Annotated in this window: 12 protein-coding genes and 1 pseudogene; 9 read left to right on the top strand and 4 right to left on the bottom strand. The window is 70.7% G+C overall.

Going from position 1 to position 16,489, the window contains the following annotated elements; all coding sequences use genetic code 11:
- Window positions 1-59: 59 nt before the first annotated feature.
- Window positions 60-1,976, top strand: a pseudogene (locus GON06_RS19170) (rhamnogalacturonan lyase); the annotation flags it as partial.
- A 969-nt stretch (window positions 1,977-2,945) separates the two neighbouring features.
- Window positions 2,946-3,299 (top strand): L-rhamnose mutarotase, encoded by a 354-nt coding sequence (locus tag GON06_RS12125; protein WP_157312534.1) that lies wholly within the window; start codon window positions 2,946-2,948, stop codon window positions 3,297-3,299.
- 100 nt (window positions 3,300-3,399) lie between these two features.
- On the opposite strand, the gene GON06_RS12130 is transcribed toward GON06_RS12125, so the two are convergent.
- Window positions 3,400-4,374, bottom strand: a complete 975-nt coding sequence (locus GON06_RS12130) for a LacI family DNA-binding transcriptional regulator (protein ID WP_332837472.1) — start codon at window positions 4,372-4,374, stop codon at window positions 3,400-3,402.
- Window positions 4,375-4,460: 86 nt separating this feature from the next.
- Between GON06_RS12130 and rhaI the strand changes: the two genes are divergently transcribed.
- From rhaI to GON06_RS18995, 3 genes are read left to right on the top strand one after another with little or no spacing between them, the layout of a single operon-like run.
- Window positions 4,461-5,624 carry an L-rhamnose isomerase gene (gene rhaI, locus GON06_RS12135; protein ID WP_157312592.1) on the top strand — a complete coding sequence of 388 codons (1,164 nt, stop codon included), beginning with the start codon at window positions 4,461-4,463 and terminating at the stop codon, window positions 5,622-5,624.
- On the top strand, window positions 5,621-6,472 hold the full coding sequence (locus GON06_RS12140) for an alpha/beta hydrolase (RefSeq protein ID WP_157312535.1): 852 nt from the start codon (window positions 5,621-5,623) through the stop codon (window positions 6,470-6,472). The genes rhaI and GON06_RS12140 overlap by 4 nt, the downstream gene beginning before the upstream one ends.
- Before the next feature lie 18 nt (window positions 6,473-6,490).
- On the top strand, window positions 6,491-8,131 hold the full coding sequence (locus GON06_RS18995) for an acyltransferase (protein WP_157312536.1): 1,641 nt from the start codon (window positions 6,491-6,493) through the stop codon (window positions 8,129-8,131).
- Between the two features lie 66 nt (window positions 8,132-8,197).
- On the opposite strand, the gene GON06_RS12150 is transcribed toward GON06_RS18995, so the two are convergent.
- Genes GON06_RS12150 through GON06_RS12160 form a run of 3 tightly spaced genes read right to left on the bottom strand, consistent with a single transcriptional unit; the run spans window position 8,198 to window position 11,141 of the window.
- Window positions 8,198-9,280, bottom strand: coding sequence for a Gfo/Idh/MocA family protein (locus GON06_RS12150; RefSeq protein WP_157312537.1), 1,083 nt, complete (start codon window positions 9,278-9,280; stop codon window positions 8,198-8,200).
- Complete coding sequence (locus GON06_RS12155; protein WP_332837473.1) at window positions 9,277-10,017, bottom strand: cupin domain-containing protein; 741 nt, start codon at window positions 10,015-10,017, stop codon at window positions 9,277-9,279. Before GON06_RS12155 ends, GON06_RS12150 begins: the two co-directional genes overlap by 4 nt.
- Complete coding sequence (locus GON06_RS12160) at window positions 10,014-11,141, bottom strand: Gfo/Idh/MocA family protein (protein ID WP_157312538.1); 1,128 nt, start codon at window positions 11,139-11,141, stop codon at window positions 10,014-10,016. Before GON06_RS12160 ends, GON06_RS12155 begins: the two co-directional genes overlap by 4 nt.
- Before the next feature lie 86 nt (window positions 11,142-11,227).
- Between GON06_RS12160 and GON06_RS12165 the strand changes: the two genes are divergently transcribed.
- From GON06_RS12165 to GON06_RS12180, 4 genes are all read left to right on the top strand, one after another.
- Window positions 11,228-12,223 carry a LacI family DNA-binding transcriptional regulator gene (locus GON06_RS12165; RefSeq protein WP_157312539.1) on the top strand — a complete coding sequence of 332 codons (996 nt, stop codon included), beginning with the start codon at window positions 11,228-11,230 and terminating at the stop codon, window positions 12,221-12,223.
- A gap of 90 nt (window positions 12,224-12,313) precedes the next feature.
- Complete coding sequence (locus tag GON06_RS12170) at window positions 12,314-14,350, top strand: bifunctional aldolase/short-chain dehydrogenase (protein WP_157312540.1); 2,037 nt, start codon at window positions 12,314-12,316, stop codon at window positions 14,348-14,350.
- 292 nt (window positions 14,351-14,642) lie between these two features.
- Window positions 14,643-16,046, top strand: coding sequence for a rhamnulokinase (locus GON06_RS12175; protein ID WP_157312541.1), 1,404 nt, complete (start codon window positions 14,643-14,645; stop codon window positions 16,044-16,046).
- Between the two features lie 23 nt (window positions 16,047-16,069).
- Window positions 16,070-16,432 (top strand): GntR family transcriptional regulator, encoded by a 363-nt coding sequence (locus GON06_RS12180; protein ID WP_157312542.1) that lies wholly within the window; start codon window positions 16,070-16,072, stop codon window positions 16,430-16,432.
- Window positions 16,433-16,489: the final 57 nt, after the last annotated feature.

The following is a 16,489-nucleotide window of genomic DNA, read 5'->3' on the forward strand; positions in this document are numbered from 1 at the left end:
AGGGCGAGCAGGGCGACCTGGTCGGCATCGCCACCGGCAACCACTACACGGACACCGACGTGCTGACCACCATCCCGTACTTCTACACGGTCGTCGCAGTGAACGCCGGCGGCGCCGGCGCGGCATCCGCGCAGCTGAAGACGGATGCCGCGACCGTGCTGCAGCGGCAGGCCGAGTACCTCGACCGCGCACCGCTGGCGGTGAAGACGGATGACGGCAACCTGATCTCATGGAGGATGCTGGGCACCGACCCGGATGCGGCGGCGTTCCACGTCTACCGCGACGGCAAGCGACTGACCGACAAGCCCATCACGGACTCGACGAACTACCTCGACAAGACCGGCGATGCGGCATCCGTGTACTTCATCACCAAGGTGCTGGACGGCAAGGAGACCACCGAGACGAAGGAGTTCACGCCGCAGGACGGGGACTACCTGTCCGTGCCTCTGGACAAGCCGGCCGACGCCTACACGAAGGACGGCCAGCCGTACACCTACCGCGCCAACGACACCAGCGTCGGAGACGTCGACGGGGACGGCCAGTACGAGCTGATCGTGAAGTGGGATCCGTCCCGCTCGAAGGACAACTCGCAGGCGGGCTACACCGGCAACGTGTACCTCGACGCCTACCGTCTCGACGGCACCCGGCTGTGGCGGATCGACCTCGGCGTGAACATCCGCGCCGGCGCGCACTACACGCAGTTCCAGGTGTTCGACTACGACGGCGACGGCCGCGCCGAGGTCATGATGAAGACCGGAGACGGCACCATCGACGGCACCGGGCAGCCGATCGGCAACGCCAGCGCCGACCACCGCAACAGCTCCGGTTACGTGCTCACCGGCCCCGAGTACCTCTCGGTGTTCGACGGGCTCACCGGCAAGGCGATCGACACGATCGACTACGTGCCCCCGCGGGGCGATGTCGGCGCCTGGGGTGACACCTACGGCAATCGGGTCGACCGGTTCCTCGCCGCCACTGCGTATCTCGACGGAGAGCACCCGAGCGCGATCTTCAGCCGCGGGTACTACACCCGCGCGGTGATGGCCGCGTACGACTTCGACGGCACGAAGCTGATGCAGCGCTGGGTGCTCGACTCGAACGACGCGGGCAACGAGGGCTTCTACGGGATGGGCAACCACAACCTGTCGGTGGCCGACGTGGACGGCGACGGCAAGGACGAGATCGTGTACGGCTCGGCCACGGTGGACGACGACGGCGAGCTGCTGTACTCGACCGGACTCGGCCATGGCGACGCGCTGCACGTTTCCGATCTCGTGCCGTCACGACCGGGCCTCGAGGTGTTCGCCGCCCACGAGGAGATGCACGCCTCCGGCAACCGCGGGGCCACGATGCGCGACGCCCGCACGGGCGAGGTGCTGTGGTCGATCCCCGCGACGAAGGACACCGGCCGTGCCGCATCCGGCGACATCGATCCGCGGTACGAGGGGGCCGAGGGGTGGGCCATCGGCGGCGACGCCGCGTGGAACTCCCCCGTCGGCCAGCTGAAGTCGTCGACCGGCGAGCTGATCTCCGAGAAGATCCCGGCGGCGAACTTCCTCGCCTGGTTCGACGGCGATCCGCTCCGCGAGATCGTCGACCACGACTTCGACGAGACGACCCGCACGGGCGTGCCGACGGTGTCGAAGTGGAACTGGGAGACCGAGCAGTCCGACGTGATCCTGAAGGCCGACGGGGCCCTGTCGAACAACGACACGAAGGGCAACCCGAACCTGCAGGCCGATCTGTTCGGCGACTGGCGCGAGGAGATCGCGTGGCGTTCGGAGGACTCCTCCGAGCTGCGCATCTACTCCACGACCGATGAGACCGATCTGCGCATCCGCACGCTGATGCACGACCCGGTCTACCGGCTGTCGGTCGCATGGCAGAACACCGGCTACAACCAGCCCACCCAGACGAGCTTCTTCCTCGGAGAGGGCATGGAGATGCCGGCCGCCCCGCACATCGCGGTCACCGGCTCCCCCACCGGCTCGGCGGACGAGTCCGCTCCGGTCGTGTCCGGCCTGCCAGAGGACGGCTCGGTGCTGGCCGACTCCGCGACGCTGCAACTCGGCATCACGGCGGCCGACCCGGAGTCCGGTGTGCGCAACCTCGACGTGACCTTCGATGGCACCCCGGTGTCGCCGGATGCCGCGATCGACCTCGACGGGCTCGCCGGGGTGCACACGGTCACGGTCAACGCGGTCAACCACGCGGGGCTGGTCACGAGGGCGAGTGCCGAGGTGACCGTGATCGTCGACGACGGCTCGAAGACGGCTCCGGGCCGGGCGGTGCTGTCGACCACCAGCGGATGGGCGAACGGCCTCTCCGACGGCGTGTACGACGTCACGATGAACCTGTGGTGGGGCACCAACGGATCGTTGTTCCGGCTCTACCAGAACGGCGAGCTGATCTCCTCGAAGCCGCTGACTCCGGACTCGCCGAACGCGCAGACCGCGACCGTGCAGGTGTCGGGGCTGGCCAACGGCACGTACGAGTACACCGGTGAGCTCATCAATGCCGCCGGCGTCACGCAGACGTCGTCGGTCACGGTGGTCGTGAAGGATGCCGCGCCTGCGGTGCCCGTCGTGAGCCACGACAACAAGGACAGGGACGGATCCTACGCGGTATCGACCGACCTGTGGTGGGGCACGAACGGCCAGACGTACCGGCTGTACGAGAACGGCGAGCTGATCGACGAGCAGCAGCTCGTCGCCGCCTCGCCGAACGCCCAGCACGCGGTGACCCAGGTCACCGGTCGCGCGCCCGGTTCGTACGTGTACGTCGCGGAGCTGGTGAACGCCGCCGGCGCCACGAAGTCCAAGCCGGTCACGGTGACCGTGCGCTGACCCCGCTCAGGTCGCAGTTCGTCCCGCTCTCCGGTCGCGAGAGCGGGACGAACTGCGATCCGGATGCATGATGAGAGACACCCCGGAAGAAGGAGCCCCATGACCCGCGTCTGCTTCGAACTGCAGGTCCGCCCCGAACTGCTCGACGAGTACCTGGAGCGGCACTCCCCGGTCTGGCCGGAGATGCTCGCCGAGATCGCGGCATCCGGACGGCGGAACTACTCGCTGTTCCTGGCCGACGGCGGTCGCCTGGTCGGCTACTACGAGACCGACGACGACGATGCCGCGCAGGCGTACCTCGCGGCATCCGAGGTCGCCTCGCGGTGGGAGGCCGAGATGGCGCGCTTCTTCGTCGGCCTGGAGGGCCGCCCGGACCAGGCCGCCGTGCGGCTCACGGAGGTCTTCAACGTCGCCGATCAGCTCGCCGCGGGTGCACCAGATCCCGCTGAGTGAACCACCTCGCGACGAGTGCACCACCTGTGGACGTCAATAGGTGGTGCACTCGTCGGCAGCCGGTTCAGTCGGCGAACCGACGCGACAGAGACGACAGCACTCACGCCGACGCGCGCAGCACGAGCTCGGGCACGAATCGCACGTGGCGCGGCTCGCCGCCGAGCAGCAGCTCCACCGCACTGGCGCCGATGTCGACGGCCGGCTGACGCACCGAGGTGAGCGGCACGACGGCGGCCGGCGCGAAGTCGATGTCGTCGTAGCCGACCAGCGCCATGTCCTGCGGCATCCGCACACTGCCCGACATCACGAGCGACTGGATCAGTCCGAGGGCGACCAGGTCGTTCGCAGCGAACACGCCGTCCGGCCGCTCGGCGGCAGGGCGCGCGAGCAGGTCCTCACCGATCCGGCGGCCGTCCTCGACGGTCAGGGTCGGGCTGGGCAGGCGCTCGAGCGTGGCACCGGATGCCGCGACCGCGGCCTGCGCGCCGAGATGACGATCGCGCACCTGATGCACCGCATCCGGGCCGCCGGCGAAGGCGATGCGGCCTCGCCCCTGGGCGATCAGGTGCGCCACGGCGAGCCTGCCGCCCTCGACGTCGTCGACGGACACCGACGACAGCGCTGCGGTCTCGGCGTCGCGGTCGACGAGCACGGCGGGGATGCCGCTGTGCTCGAGGTGCTCGATGATCGCCTCCTCGCCGCCGATCGGTGCCACGAGCACTCCGGAGGCGCGCTGCTCGGCGAACAGCGACAGGTAGCGCGCCTCGCGCTCGGCGTCGCCGTCGCTGCCGGCCACGAGCAGGGAGAGCCCCTCCTGCGCGGCGCGCGCCTCGGCGCTGCGGGCGATCGCGGCGAAGAACGGGTTGGCCAGGTCGTGCACGATGAGCCCGAGGCTGCGGCTGCGGCCGGCGCGCAGCTGGCGGGCGGCGTCGTTGCGCACGAAGCCGAGCTCGTCGATGGCGCGGCGCACCCGCTCGACGGTGCCCGGTGCGACGCGGTCGGGCCGGTTGAGCACGTTCGACACGGTGCCGACCGACACCTGCGCCGCGGCCGCGACGTCCTTCACGCTGACCACTGCGCACCCCCGGAGCTTGACGAGATCATCAGGGGCATCCTATCCTCGAATCAGCTTTTATGAAACGATTCATGGATCGAGTGATGATGACAGAGCTGTCCCCCGACATCCGCACCGCGCTGGAACGCCAGGCGATCGAGCTCCCCTCGTGGGCCTTCGGCAACTCCGGCACCCGCTTCCGCGTGTTCGGCACGCCCGGCACGCCGCGCGACCCGTTCGAGAAGATCGCGGATGCCGCGCAGGTGCACGCATACACCGCACTGGCGCCGACGGTCGCCCTGCACATCCCGTGGGACATGTGCGACTTCGACGACCTGCGGAAGCACGCCGAGGACCACGGCGTCGCACTGGGCACCATCAACTCGAACACCTTCCAGGACGAGGACTACAAGTTCGGCGCGCTGACGCACGAGGACGACGAGATCCGGCAGAAGGCGATCGACCACCACTTCGCCTGCATCGACGTGATGCACGCCAGCGGATCGCGTGATCTGAAGATCTGGCTCGCCGAGGGGTCGAACTACCCCGGCCAGAACGACATGCGCGCCCGCCAGGACCGCCTGCAGGACTCGCTGCAGCAGATCTACGCGCGCCTCGGCGACGATCAGCGCCTGGTGCTGGAGTACAAGTTCTTCGAGCCGGCGTTCTACCACACCGACGTTCCCGACTGGGGGACGAGCTACGCGCAGGTAAGCGCCCTCGGCGACAAGGCCATGGTGTGCCTGGACACCGGCCACCACGCCCCCGGCACCAACATCGAGTTCATCGTCATGCAGCTGCTGCGCCTGGGCAAACTGGGCTCGTTCGACTTCAACTCGCGCTTCTACGCCGACGACGACCTGATCGTCGGCGCGGCCGACCCGTTCCAGCTGTTCCGCATCCTGTTCGAGGTGGTCCGCGGCGGCGGACTGAACAACCCCGACGTCGCCTTCATGCTCGACCAGTGCCACAACATCGAGGACAAGATCCCCGGTCAGATCCGCTCGGTGCTGAACGTGCAGGAGATGACCGCTCGGGCCCTGCTCGTGGATCGCGATGCCCTTGCCGCCGCGCAGACCGCGAATGACGTGCTGGCCGCGAACGCCGTGTTCATGGACGCGTTCTACACCGACGTCCGTCCGGCCCTGGCCCAGTGGCGCGAGTCGCGCGGGCTGCCCGCCGACCCGATGGCCGCGTATGCGGCATCCGGCTATCAGCAGCGCATCGCGGCCGATCGCGTCGGCGGAGTTCAGGCAGGATGGGGTGCATGAGCGACCTCACTGCGGAATCCACCGCGCCCTACCTCGCCGCCGACGGGCTCGTGCGCGTCTATCCGGCCACGGATCCGAACGGCACCGGACTCGTCTGGGCGCACGGCGGGGGTTTCCTGTTCGGTGACATCGACATGCCCGAGGGCGACTGGGTCGCCCAGCAGCTCGCCGCCCGGGGCACGACGGTCGTCTCGGTGGACTACCGGCTCGCGCCGAAGCCGGAGGACTTCCACCCCGGCGTGAAGGAAGAGCCCGGCCACATCTACCCGGCCGGCTCCGACGACATGGTCAGCGCCATCCGCTGGATGCGCGCGCACGCCGGCGATCTCGGCATCCGCCCCGACGCGATCGCCGTCGGCGGCGCGAGCGCGGGCGCGAATCTCGCGACCGGCGCTGCGCTGCGCCTCGCCGGCACCGACGAGGGCGTCGCGCTCGCGGTGCTCGCCTACCCGACGCTGCACGCGATCCAGGGCGAGCCGTCCGCGGAGACCCTCGCGGTGCTCGACGCCGACGCGGATCGCGGCGGATTCCCGCCGGACGTGATCCTCAACATGTATGAGAACTACCTCGGTGGCCCCGTCGAGAACGCGCCGCTGCCGGCGGTTCCCGGCCTCGCCACGGCATCCGAGCTCGCGGACTTCCCGCCGACCATCATCGTCAACAGCGAGGTCGACGGGCTGCGACCGTCGGGCGAGCAGTTCGCCGCGACATTGAAGGATGCCGGCCGCGACGTCCAGGTGCACACCGAGATCGGCACCCGCCACGGCCACCTCAATCGTCCCGAGGAGGATGCCGCCGGCCTCACGATCGAGCGCTTCGCCACCCGCATCGCCGCCCTCGTCGCCTGAGCCGCGAGGACTCATGTGATGGCCGAGACCCCGCAGCGGCTGGACTTCCTGCCCTGGGAGTACGATCCGGCATCCGATGAGGGCGAGGCGCAGCGCGCGCGTCAGCGCGAGCTGGCGACGCACGGCGCGACCTTCGGCGAGGGTGTCATGATCGCCTCGAACGCCGCCGTCTTCTGCGACAGCCTGGTCATCGGCGACCGCAGCTACGTCGCCGCGCTCGCGTACCTCACCGGCGACCTGAGGATCGGCGCGGACTGCACGGTGAACCCGTTCGCCGTGGTGCGGGGCGAGGTCGCGATGGGCGACGGCGTGCGGATCGGCGCCCACACCTCGATCCTGGGCTTCAACCACCGCATGGAGACGGATTCCCCGGTGTTCACGCAGGGCACCTGGGCCAAGGGGATCACGATCGGCGACGACGTCTGGATCGGCTCGGGCGTGACGATCCTCGACGGCGTCGCGATCGGCGACCACGTCGTCATCGGCGCCGGAGCGGTGGTGACGAAGGACGTGCCGGACTGGGCGGTGGCCGCGGGCAATCCGGCGCGGATCATCCGCGACCGGCGCGGAGCCGCTCCCGGCGAGAGCGATGACGACCTGCGTACGGCGCTGCGCGCCTTCGGCGACACGGCCCGCGCGCAGGCGCCCGCCGTGCTCACCCGGTGCCTCGAGGACGGCGGCTTCGTCGACCGTCCCTCGGCGTCAGCGGAGACGGATGCCACGGCCGTGCGCCCCTGGTGCGACGCGGTCGAGATCGCAGACCTGTTCCTCGGCGGTCCACCGCCCGGGTTCGAGGCCGGCGAACTTCTCGGCCGACTGACGGCGCTGCAGGATCCGGAGACGGGCCTGTTCGACCCGGCCGACAGCGGCACCGACCCCGGTTATCACGTGCTGAGCGTGGGCTACGCGATCCGCCTGCTCGGCGGCGCGATCCCGCATCCGATCGCCGCCGTGCAGTCCCTGAGCGGCGACGCCGCGGCCGCCGCACTCGGACAGCGCGGCTGGAGCGACGGCGCGTGGGGCGACGGTGCGGCCGTCGACCACCTCGCGACCGCCTGTGCGCTCACCGTCGCCGACCACGGCGATCGCCTCGCCGACGGCGGCTTCGGTCCGTACTTCGGGATGCTGGGCTGGCTCACCGCGCACGCGGATCCCGGGACGGGAATGTGGGGGCGGGTCGATTCCGGCGCGCTGCGGCTGCAGGCCGTGAACGGCTTCTACCGGCTGACCCGCGGCGCGTACGCGCAGTTCGGCGTGCCGCTGCCGCACCCCGAAGCGACGATCGACACGGTGCTGGCGCACGCCGCGGATCCGATGCTCGAGACGCCGGACGGGTACACGGCCTGCAACATCCTCGACGTCATCCATCCGCTCTGGCTCGCCGCGAAGCAGACCGGTCACCGGCGCGCCGAGGGTGAGGCCTGGGCTCGTGCACAGCTCGCGCGCGCACTGAAGCAGTGGCGCGACGGGCAGGGCTTCGCGTTCGCCCCGCTCAGCGACGGCCCCGACGGCGTCGCAGGGCTGCAGGGCACCGAGATGTGGTCGGCGATCACCTGGCTGCTGGCCGACCACCTGGGACTCTCCGCAGAGCTGGGCTACCGCCCTCGCGGCGTGCACCGTCCCGAGCCGTTGATCGACATCACCGCCGTGGGGCGCTGAAGCTCTTCGCCCCCGCACACGAGGACAGGACGATCCTGGTATCCGTCCTGTCCTCGCGTGATGCGCTCAGTGGGCGGATGCCACCGCCTCCGGCGCTCCCGCCAGCACCCGCGCCTGCTCCTGCGCCTGGATGCTCAGCTCCGCGGCCATGAACGCGTGCGCCTGTGTCATCGCGGTCTCGGTGCGGTCCAGGCTGTCGCGGATCAGCCGGCCGAAGAACGGCGCCCCGGTCTTCCCTGCGGCGTCGAACCGGTACTGGCCGTCCTGGTTCACCATCAGAACCTGGTCGCCCCCGTTGTCGGTGGTGATGTCGATGTACTTGCGCAGCTCGATGTATCCGTCGGTGCCGAGGATGAGCGTGCGCCCGTCGCCCCACATGCCGAGTCCGTCGGGGGTGAACCAGTCCACGCGGACGTACCCGGTGGTGCCGTTGTCGAGCACGACGTGGGCGTCGCCGAAGTCCTGCAGACCCGGCGTCTCGGGATGCGCGTAGTTGGCGACGGTCGCGCTGACGATCTCACCGCCGGTTGCGCCCGTGAAGTGCAGCATCTGCTCGAAGTTGTGGCTGCCGATGTCGCAGAGGATGCCGCCGTAGCGGTCGGGCTCGAAGAACCAGTCCGGCCGACCGGTGCCGACGCGGTGCGGCCCGAAGGAGGCGACCTGCAGCACTCGCCCGATCGCGCCCTGGTCGATGAGCTGGCCGGCGAGCAGCGCGGCCTCGGAGTGGAGTCGCTCACCGTAGTAGACCGCGAAGATCCCGCCAGTGCGCTCCACGGCCGCGCGCGCGGCGGCGAGCTGAGCGGAGCTCGTGATGGCGGGCTTGTCGCCGAAGAAGTCCTTGCCCGCGTCGAGCACCCGCACGCCGAGCGGTGCACGGTCGCCCGCGATCGACGCGCTGGCGACCAGCCGCACATCGGGGTCGTCGAGCACCTCGTGCTCGGATGCCGCGACCCGCGCACCCGGATAGCGCGCGGCGAATGCGGCCGCCCGCTCGGGATCGGAGTCGTGCACGAGCGAGAGCGTCCCACCGGCGCCGATCAGCCCCTCGACCATGCCGAAGATGTGCCCGTGATCGAGACCGACGGCGGCGAAGACGAACTCGCCGGGCCCCACGACAGGAGTGGGAAGGGGGTCGAAGGTGAAGGTCATCGTGAGGACTCCTGATCAGTGGGAACATCTGTGACGTCGTAGGTGCGGAGGCGGCCGCACATTCCGAAGCGCCGCTCGCCGGCCGAGGCGGTCGCCTCGTGCACGCGGGCGGACGAGAGGTGGGAGACATCGCCGACGGCGACGGCGGATGCCCGCGACAGGGACTCCTGCGCCTGGGCGAGCGGTCCGGCGCTGACCAGGTCGACCCACTCCGCCGCGCGCTCTCGGACGAGCGCACCCGCCGCTGCGTGGAAGGCCTCCAGCGGCGCCCGGTCGCCGGCGCGCACGGCGTCGCGCAGGGTCTCGAATCCGGCGACCGCGAGGTCGCGGCGTCGCGCCGCACGCTCGGCATGCTCCTCCGGGGCGCCCAATGACACGGCTGAGGCGTAGGCCGCGGCATCCGCCACGATCTCGGCCGGGAAGGTCATCACGGCATCGCCGGCCTCGGGCAGTCCGGCGTTGCTCATCAGCACGACCACGCGCAGGTCGCCGAGGTTCACCGCACGGTGGATGGTGCCCGGGGTGAACCACACGACCGACCCTGCGGTGAGCGGGGTCTCGCGGTATCCCTCGCCGTCGATGGTCTGCAGCGCTCCCTCGCCCGAGACGACGAGGTACGCCTCCGTCGAGACGAGATGCAGGTGCGGGCTGCCGCCGCACACGCCGTCGCCCGCAGCGTCGGCGTACACGTCCAGGTGCGACACCGAGGTGCCGCCGGGGAAACTCGTGGCGCTCACGACGCGGCCTCGATCAGGGAGCGCTGCTTCTCGTGGAAGTGCGGTGCGTTCTCCACGAGCTGTCCCGCCCGGTAGTACGGGTCCGCCGACGAGAGCGGCAGCGCGACATGACGCCGTTCGAACCCGGCCTGGTAGATCGCGGCGACGACCTCGACAGCGTTGCGGCCGTCCTGCCCGTCAGCGATCGGTGCTCGCCCGTCGCGGATCGCGGTGAGCAGATCGCCGATCTGCCCCTCGTGGCCGAGGTGCGCGAGCGGCTCGCGCTCCGCGACCAGCGCCTCGATGCGTGCGACCACATCGACGTCGCCGCCCGGCACCGGGAAGCCGTTCGGGGCGGACCGCTCGGCTGCGACCTTCCAGGGCTGCGAGATGCGGGCGTTCGCGCCCTGGATCACGATCTCCTGCTCCTCGCCGTGGTGCACCACCGAACTGGTCAGCTGGGCGAGTCCGTCGTCGTAGCGCAGCACGGCCACCGACAGGTCCTCGACCTCGGCGTTGTCGTGCTGGGTGTTGGCGAGCATCGCCGTGATCTCGGTGGGCCGGCCGAGCAGCCAGAGCAGCAGGTCGATGTGGTGGATGGCGTGGTTCAGCGTGCAGCCGCCGCCCTCCTTCTCCCAGGTGCCGCGCCACCACAGGTCGTAGTAGGGCAGCCCGCGCCACCACGCGGAGTCCACGCGCACGTGCGAGATCGAGCCGAGCAGCCCCGAGTCCACGACGTGCTTGAGCGTGGCGAGGTCGTCGCGGAACCGGTTCTGCGCGACGACGGAGAGGATGCGACCCGAGCGCTCCTGCGCCGCGAGCATCGCGTCGCACTCCTCGAGCGAGGGCGCCATCGGCTTCTCGACCAGCACATGGATGCCGGCATCCAGTGCGGCGATCGCGAGCGCGGCGTGCGTCGAGGGCGGCGTGCAGATGCTCACCACGTCGAGTCCGGCCTCGGCGATCATCGCCGCCGGGTCGTCGTATGCCGCGGCGGCGAGGCCGAACGCCTCGGCCTTCTGCGCGGCGCGGCCCGGCAGCACGTCGGCGAGCGCCACGATCTCGCACTGCTCGGGGAAGGCGCGGTAGCCGCTGATGTGCGCGTCCGCGATCCCGCCCGTGCCGATGATCCCGATCCTGAGCATGGTCTCCTCCATCCACTACTACGTATTACTAAATCGTATGGATAGCATGGCGGACAGATCCCGAGTCCGTCAAGAGGAGGATGCCGATGGGCGAGCGCCCCACCAGCCACGACGTCGCCCGGGCGGCGGGCGTCTCGCAGTCGACGGTCTCGTTCGTGTTCACCGGCCGCGCCGGCATCTCGGATGCCACGCGAGACAAGGTGCTGCGCGCGGCATCCGATCTCGGCTATCGGCCGAACCTCGCCGCGCGCGCCATGCGCACCCGGCGCACCGGGCGGCTGGCGATCGTCGTGCCGATCGCCAGCGCCATCCCTCTCTCCCTGATCCCCGGCGCCGCAGCCGCAGCGGAGGAAGCCGGGTACGTCGTCGAGGTCGTGAGCCTGCCCCAGGAACCGGCCGCCCGCGCGGAGCGCGTCGCCGAGGTGCGCGACTCGGGGCAGTACGAGGGGGTGCTCGCCTTCACGCCGCTGCCGACGGCGGACTCCCCCGCCGACGCCCCCGCGATCCTCGCCGTCGGCGAGTTCGACGACGAGATGCACGCGGCCGGCGAGTTCGCCGATGCGCAGCCGATCGTCACCCTGATGGAACGGCTCGCCACCCTGGGGCATCGCCGCTTCCTGCACGTCGCCGGCGACCCGCGTTTCCCGTCGGCGCGGGCACGCCGCGACGCCTATCGGGCGACCGTCGAAAGACTCGGCCTGACCTCGCTCGGCGTCGTCGACGGCGACTGGGGCGGCGGATCCGGCGAGATGGCCGTCGCCGCCCTCCCCGACGACGCACGGCCGCTCGCGCTGATCGCGGCGAACGACGTGATAGCCACCGGTGCGATCCGGGCCGCCCTTCGTCGCGGTTGGACCCTGCCCGACGACATGAGCATCACCGGCTGGGACGACCACCCGCAGAGCGCGTTCCTCTCCCCCTCGCTCACCAGCGTCACCCAGGACCGGGAGCGCCTCGGCGCCTACTCGATGCAGCGACTCATCGCGGCCGTGCGCGGCGAGGAGGCACCGTCGCGGCCCGCCGATCTGCACGCGATCCAGTGGCGGGAGTCGACGGCGGCCCCCGGCGGCCCGACACCCTGACCTGAGGGGTCTTGCATTCCGGCGTCCGTCCGCCGTATTCTTGAAACGATTCATAACTCGCACTCTTCAAGAGAGATCGACGGAGCTGTCATGACCAACCCCACCGCCGCCGCCCTGATCGCGCGCTCGAACCGCCTCGGCGCCGACCCGAAGAACACGAACTACGCCGGCGGCAACACCTCGGCGAAGGGCGCTGAGACCGACCCGGTCACCGGACAGCCCGTCGAGCTGCTGTGGGTCAAGGGCTCCGGAGGCGACCTGGGCACGCTCACCGAGCCCGGTCTCGCGGTGCTGCGTCTGGACCGCATGCGCGCGCTCGTCGACGTCTACCCCGGCGTGGACCGCGAGGATGAGATGGTCGCCGCCTTCGACTACTGCCTGCACGGCAAGGGCGGGGCCGCCCCGTCGATCGACACCGCCATGCACGGTCTGGTGGATGCCGCGCACGTGGACCACCTGCACCCCGACAGCGGCATCGCGATCGCCACGGCCGTCGACGGCGAGGCGCTCACGACGGCCATCTTCGACGAGAAGGTCGTGTGGGTGCCGTGGCGCCGCCCCGGCTTCCAGCTCGGGCTCGACATCGCGGAGATCAAGAAGCAGAACCCGCAGGCCGTCGGCTGCATCCTGGGCGGTCACGGCATCACCGCCTGGGGCGACACGAGCGACGAGGCCGAGGCGAACTCGCTGTGGATCATCGACACCGCCGCCGCCTACATCGCGTCGAACGGAGCGGAGCAGCCGTTCGGCGGTGTGCGCGCCGGCTACGAGGCCCTGCCGTCGGCGGAACGGCGCGCACGTGCAGCCGCCCTCGCCCCGACGATCCGCGGCATCGCGTCGACCGACAAGCCGATGCTCGGGCACTTCACCGACTCCGGCGCGGTGCTGGAGTTCCTGGCATCCGAGAAGGCTCCCGCGCTCGCGGCTCTCGGTACGAGCTGCCCTGACCACTTCCTGCGCACGAAGGTGAAGCCCCTCATCCTCGACCTGCCCGCCACGGCGTCGCTCGAGGAGCAGATCGCGCGCCTGCACGAGCTGCACGCCGAGTACCGCGCCGACTACCAGGCCTACTACGACGCGCATGCGACGGCCGACTCCCCTGCGATCCGCGGCGCCGATCCGCTGATCGTCCTCATCCCCGGCGTGGGCATGTTCTCCTACGGCGCGAACAAGCAGACCGCGCGGGTCGCGGGCGAGTTCTACGTCAACGCCATCAATGTGATGCGCGGCGCCGAGGCGCTCTCCAGCTACGCGCCGATCTCGGATGCCGAGAAGTTCCGCATCGAGTACTGGGCGCTGGAGGAGGCCAAGCTGCAGCGGATGCCGAAGCCGAAGTCGCACCAGGGCCGGGTCGCCCTCGTCACCGGCGCCGCATCCGGCATCGGCAAGGCCATCGCCACCCGCCTCGCCTCCGAGGGCGCCTGCGTCGTGGTCGCCGACCTCGATCTCGAGAAGGCGCAGGCCGCGGCATCCGAACTCGGGAACGCGGACGTCGCGATCGGCGTCGCCGCGAACGTCGCCGACGCGGATGCCGTGCAGGCGGCGCTCGACGAGGCGGTGCTGGCCTTCGGGGGCGTGGACCTGGTCGTGAACAACGCCGGACTCTCACTGTCCAAGCCGCTGCTGGAGACCACCGAGAAGGACTGGGACCTGCAGCACGACGTCATGGCGAAGGGCTCGTTCCTCGTCTCCAAAGCCGCCGCGCGCGTGCTCATCGACCAGAAGCTCGGCGGCGACATCATCTACATCTCCTCGAAGAACTCCGTCTTCGCCGGCCCGAACAACATCGCCTACTCGGCGACCAAGGCCGACCAGGCGCACCAGGTGCGACTGCTGGCGGTCGAGCTGGGCGAGCACGGCGTGCGCGTGAACGGCATCAACCCCGACGGCGTCGTCCGCGGCTCGGGCATCTTCGCCAGCGGCTGGGGTGCGAACCGCGCCGCTACCTACGGCGTCGCCGAGGAGGACCTCGGCCAGTTCTACGCCAACCGCACCATCCTCAAGCGCGAGGTCGTTCCCGAGAACGTCGCAGACGCCGTGTACGTGCTCACCGGCCCCGAGCTGTCGCGCACCACCGGACTGCACATCCCGGTCGACTCCGGCGTCGCCGCCGCGTTCCTCCGATGAGCGCCGCCGTACCGGCTCGGCCATCCCACCCGGCTCCTGAGCGCCCTTCGTCTCGCTCCGCTCGCTCAGGACCCGGAGACCCGCAGCGACGAGACGAAGGACGCCACCGCCCTTCGTCACTTCGACTCGCTTCGCTCGCTCAGCACGGCGCTCGCTCCGCTCGCTCAGGATCCGGGAACCACGCCGCGCATCCGGCTCCACGCTCCCCGCATCCGGCTCCTGAGCGCCCTTCGTCTCGCTCCGCTCGCTCAGGACCCGGAGACCCGCAGCGACGAGACGTAGGACACCAGCGATGATCCGGGCCTTCGCCGCCGTCGATCTCGGGGCGACGAGCGGCCGGGTCATGATCGGCCGTGTCGACGCCGACGTGCTCGAGCTCGAGCAGGTCGCACGGTTCCCGAACGGGCCCGTGCAGCGCGAAGACGGCCTGCACTGGGACTTCGGCGTCCTGCTCGAACACGTCCTCGACGGTCTCGCCGAGGCGGTGCGGCGCGAGCCGGAGATCGAGAGCATCGGCATCGACTCGTGGGCGGTCGACTACGGCCTGCTCCGAGACGGCGAGCTGCTGGCCGAGCCGTTCCACTACCGCGACGCGCGCACCGCGCGCGGCGTCGCGAAGGTGCACGCGGTCGTCCCGTTCGAGGACCTGTACGCCCGCAACGGCCTGCAGTTCCTCCCGTTCAACACGCTGTACCAGTTCGCTGCAAACGAGCGGACGCCGGAGGCCGACACCGCACTGCTGATCCCCGATCTGCTCGCCTTCCTGCTCACGGGGGCCCGGGTCGCCGAGCGCACGAACGCCTCCACGACCGGACTGCTCTCGGTGCGCACCGGGGAGTGGGACCGCGATCTCGCCGAGCAGATCGGCGTGGATCCCGGCATCCTGCCGCCGCTCGTCGATGCCGGGACGGTGACCGGGCATCTGGTGCCCTCAGTCGCCGCGCGGGTCGGCGCGGACCTGCCCGTCGTCGCGGTCGGCTCGCACGACACCGCGTCCGCGGTCGTCGCGGCGCCCCTGCCCTCGCCGTCATCGGCCTACATCTCGTGCGGCACATGGGGATTGGTCGGGCTGGAGCTCGACGCGCCCGTCGTGACCTACGCCGCTCGTGCCGCGAACTTCACCAACGAGCTCGGCGTCGACCGCCGCATCCGCTTCCTGCACAACGTGACGGGTCTCTGGCTGCTCAGCGAGAGCGTGCGGGCCTGGGAGGCGGAGGACGGCGCACCGATCGACCTGCCTTCCCTGCTCGCGCAGGCGGCATCCGTCGATGACGCGCTCCCCCTGTTCGACGCGAACGACCCGAGCCTCGCAGCACCGGGCGGGATGCCGGATCGCATCGCCGCCGTGCTGAGAGCGGCCGGGCGCCCGGTGCCGCGGGACCGGCCGGCGCTGGTGCGCACGATCGTCGAGTCGATCGCCGCGGCATTCGCCGACGCCGTCGCCACGGCCACAGAACTGACCGGTCGGCGCGTGGACGCGATCCAGCTGGTCGGCGGCGGCTCGCTGAACGACCTGCTCTGCCAGGTGACAGCAGATCGCGCAGCGCTCCCGGTGCTCGCGGGACCGGTCGAGGCGACCGCACTGGGCAACGTGCTTGTGCAGGCGCGGGCGGCCGGCGCCGCCCCCGCAGCGCTCGAGGGCCTGCGCGACCTCGTCGCCCGCACGCACCGTCCGCGCCGCTACGACCCGCGCTGATACCGTCGCTTCAGGAGGTCCCCATGCCTGAGCTCGACATCGTCACCGACACCCGGTCGGCGACTCCGCCGTTCGAGCAGCTCCGCGAGGGCCTGCGCGAGCGGATCGCGAGCGGTGCGCTGCGGCCGGGCACGAAGCTGCCACCGGTCCGTACCCTGGCGGCGTCGCTGGGCCTCGCCGCCAACACGGTGGCGCGCAGCTACCGTGAGCTCGAGTCCGACGGCTTCGTCGAGACGCGGGGACGAGGCGGTACGGTGGTGGCGCCGCGCCTGGATGCGCCGCACCGCCACCAGCGGATGCTGGAACTCACGCGCGAGTACGTCGCCGCAGTCGATGCGCTCGGCGTGGACCGCGCGGAGATCCCGGGGTACGTGGGCCGGGTCTAGCTGTTCTTCCCCGTGAGGTTGTGAACGCGTTGGATGGGTGTTGAGCCTTCGAGCGCG

Origin of the sequence: Microbacterium sp. MAH-37, from assembly GCF_009758255.1 — a bacterium.
Taxonomy (GTDB): Bacteria; Actinomycetota; Actinomycetes; order Actinomycetales; family Microbacteriaceae; genus Microbacterium.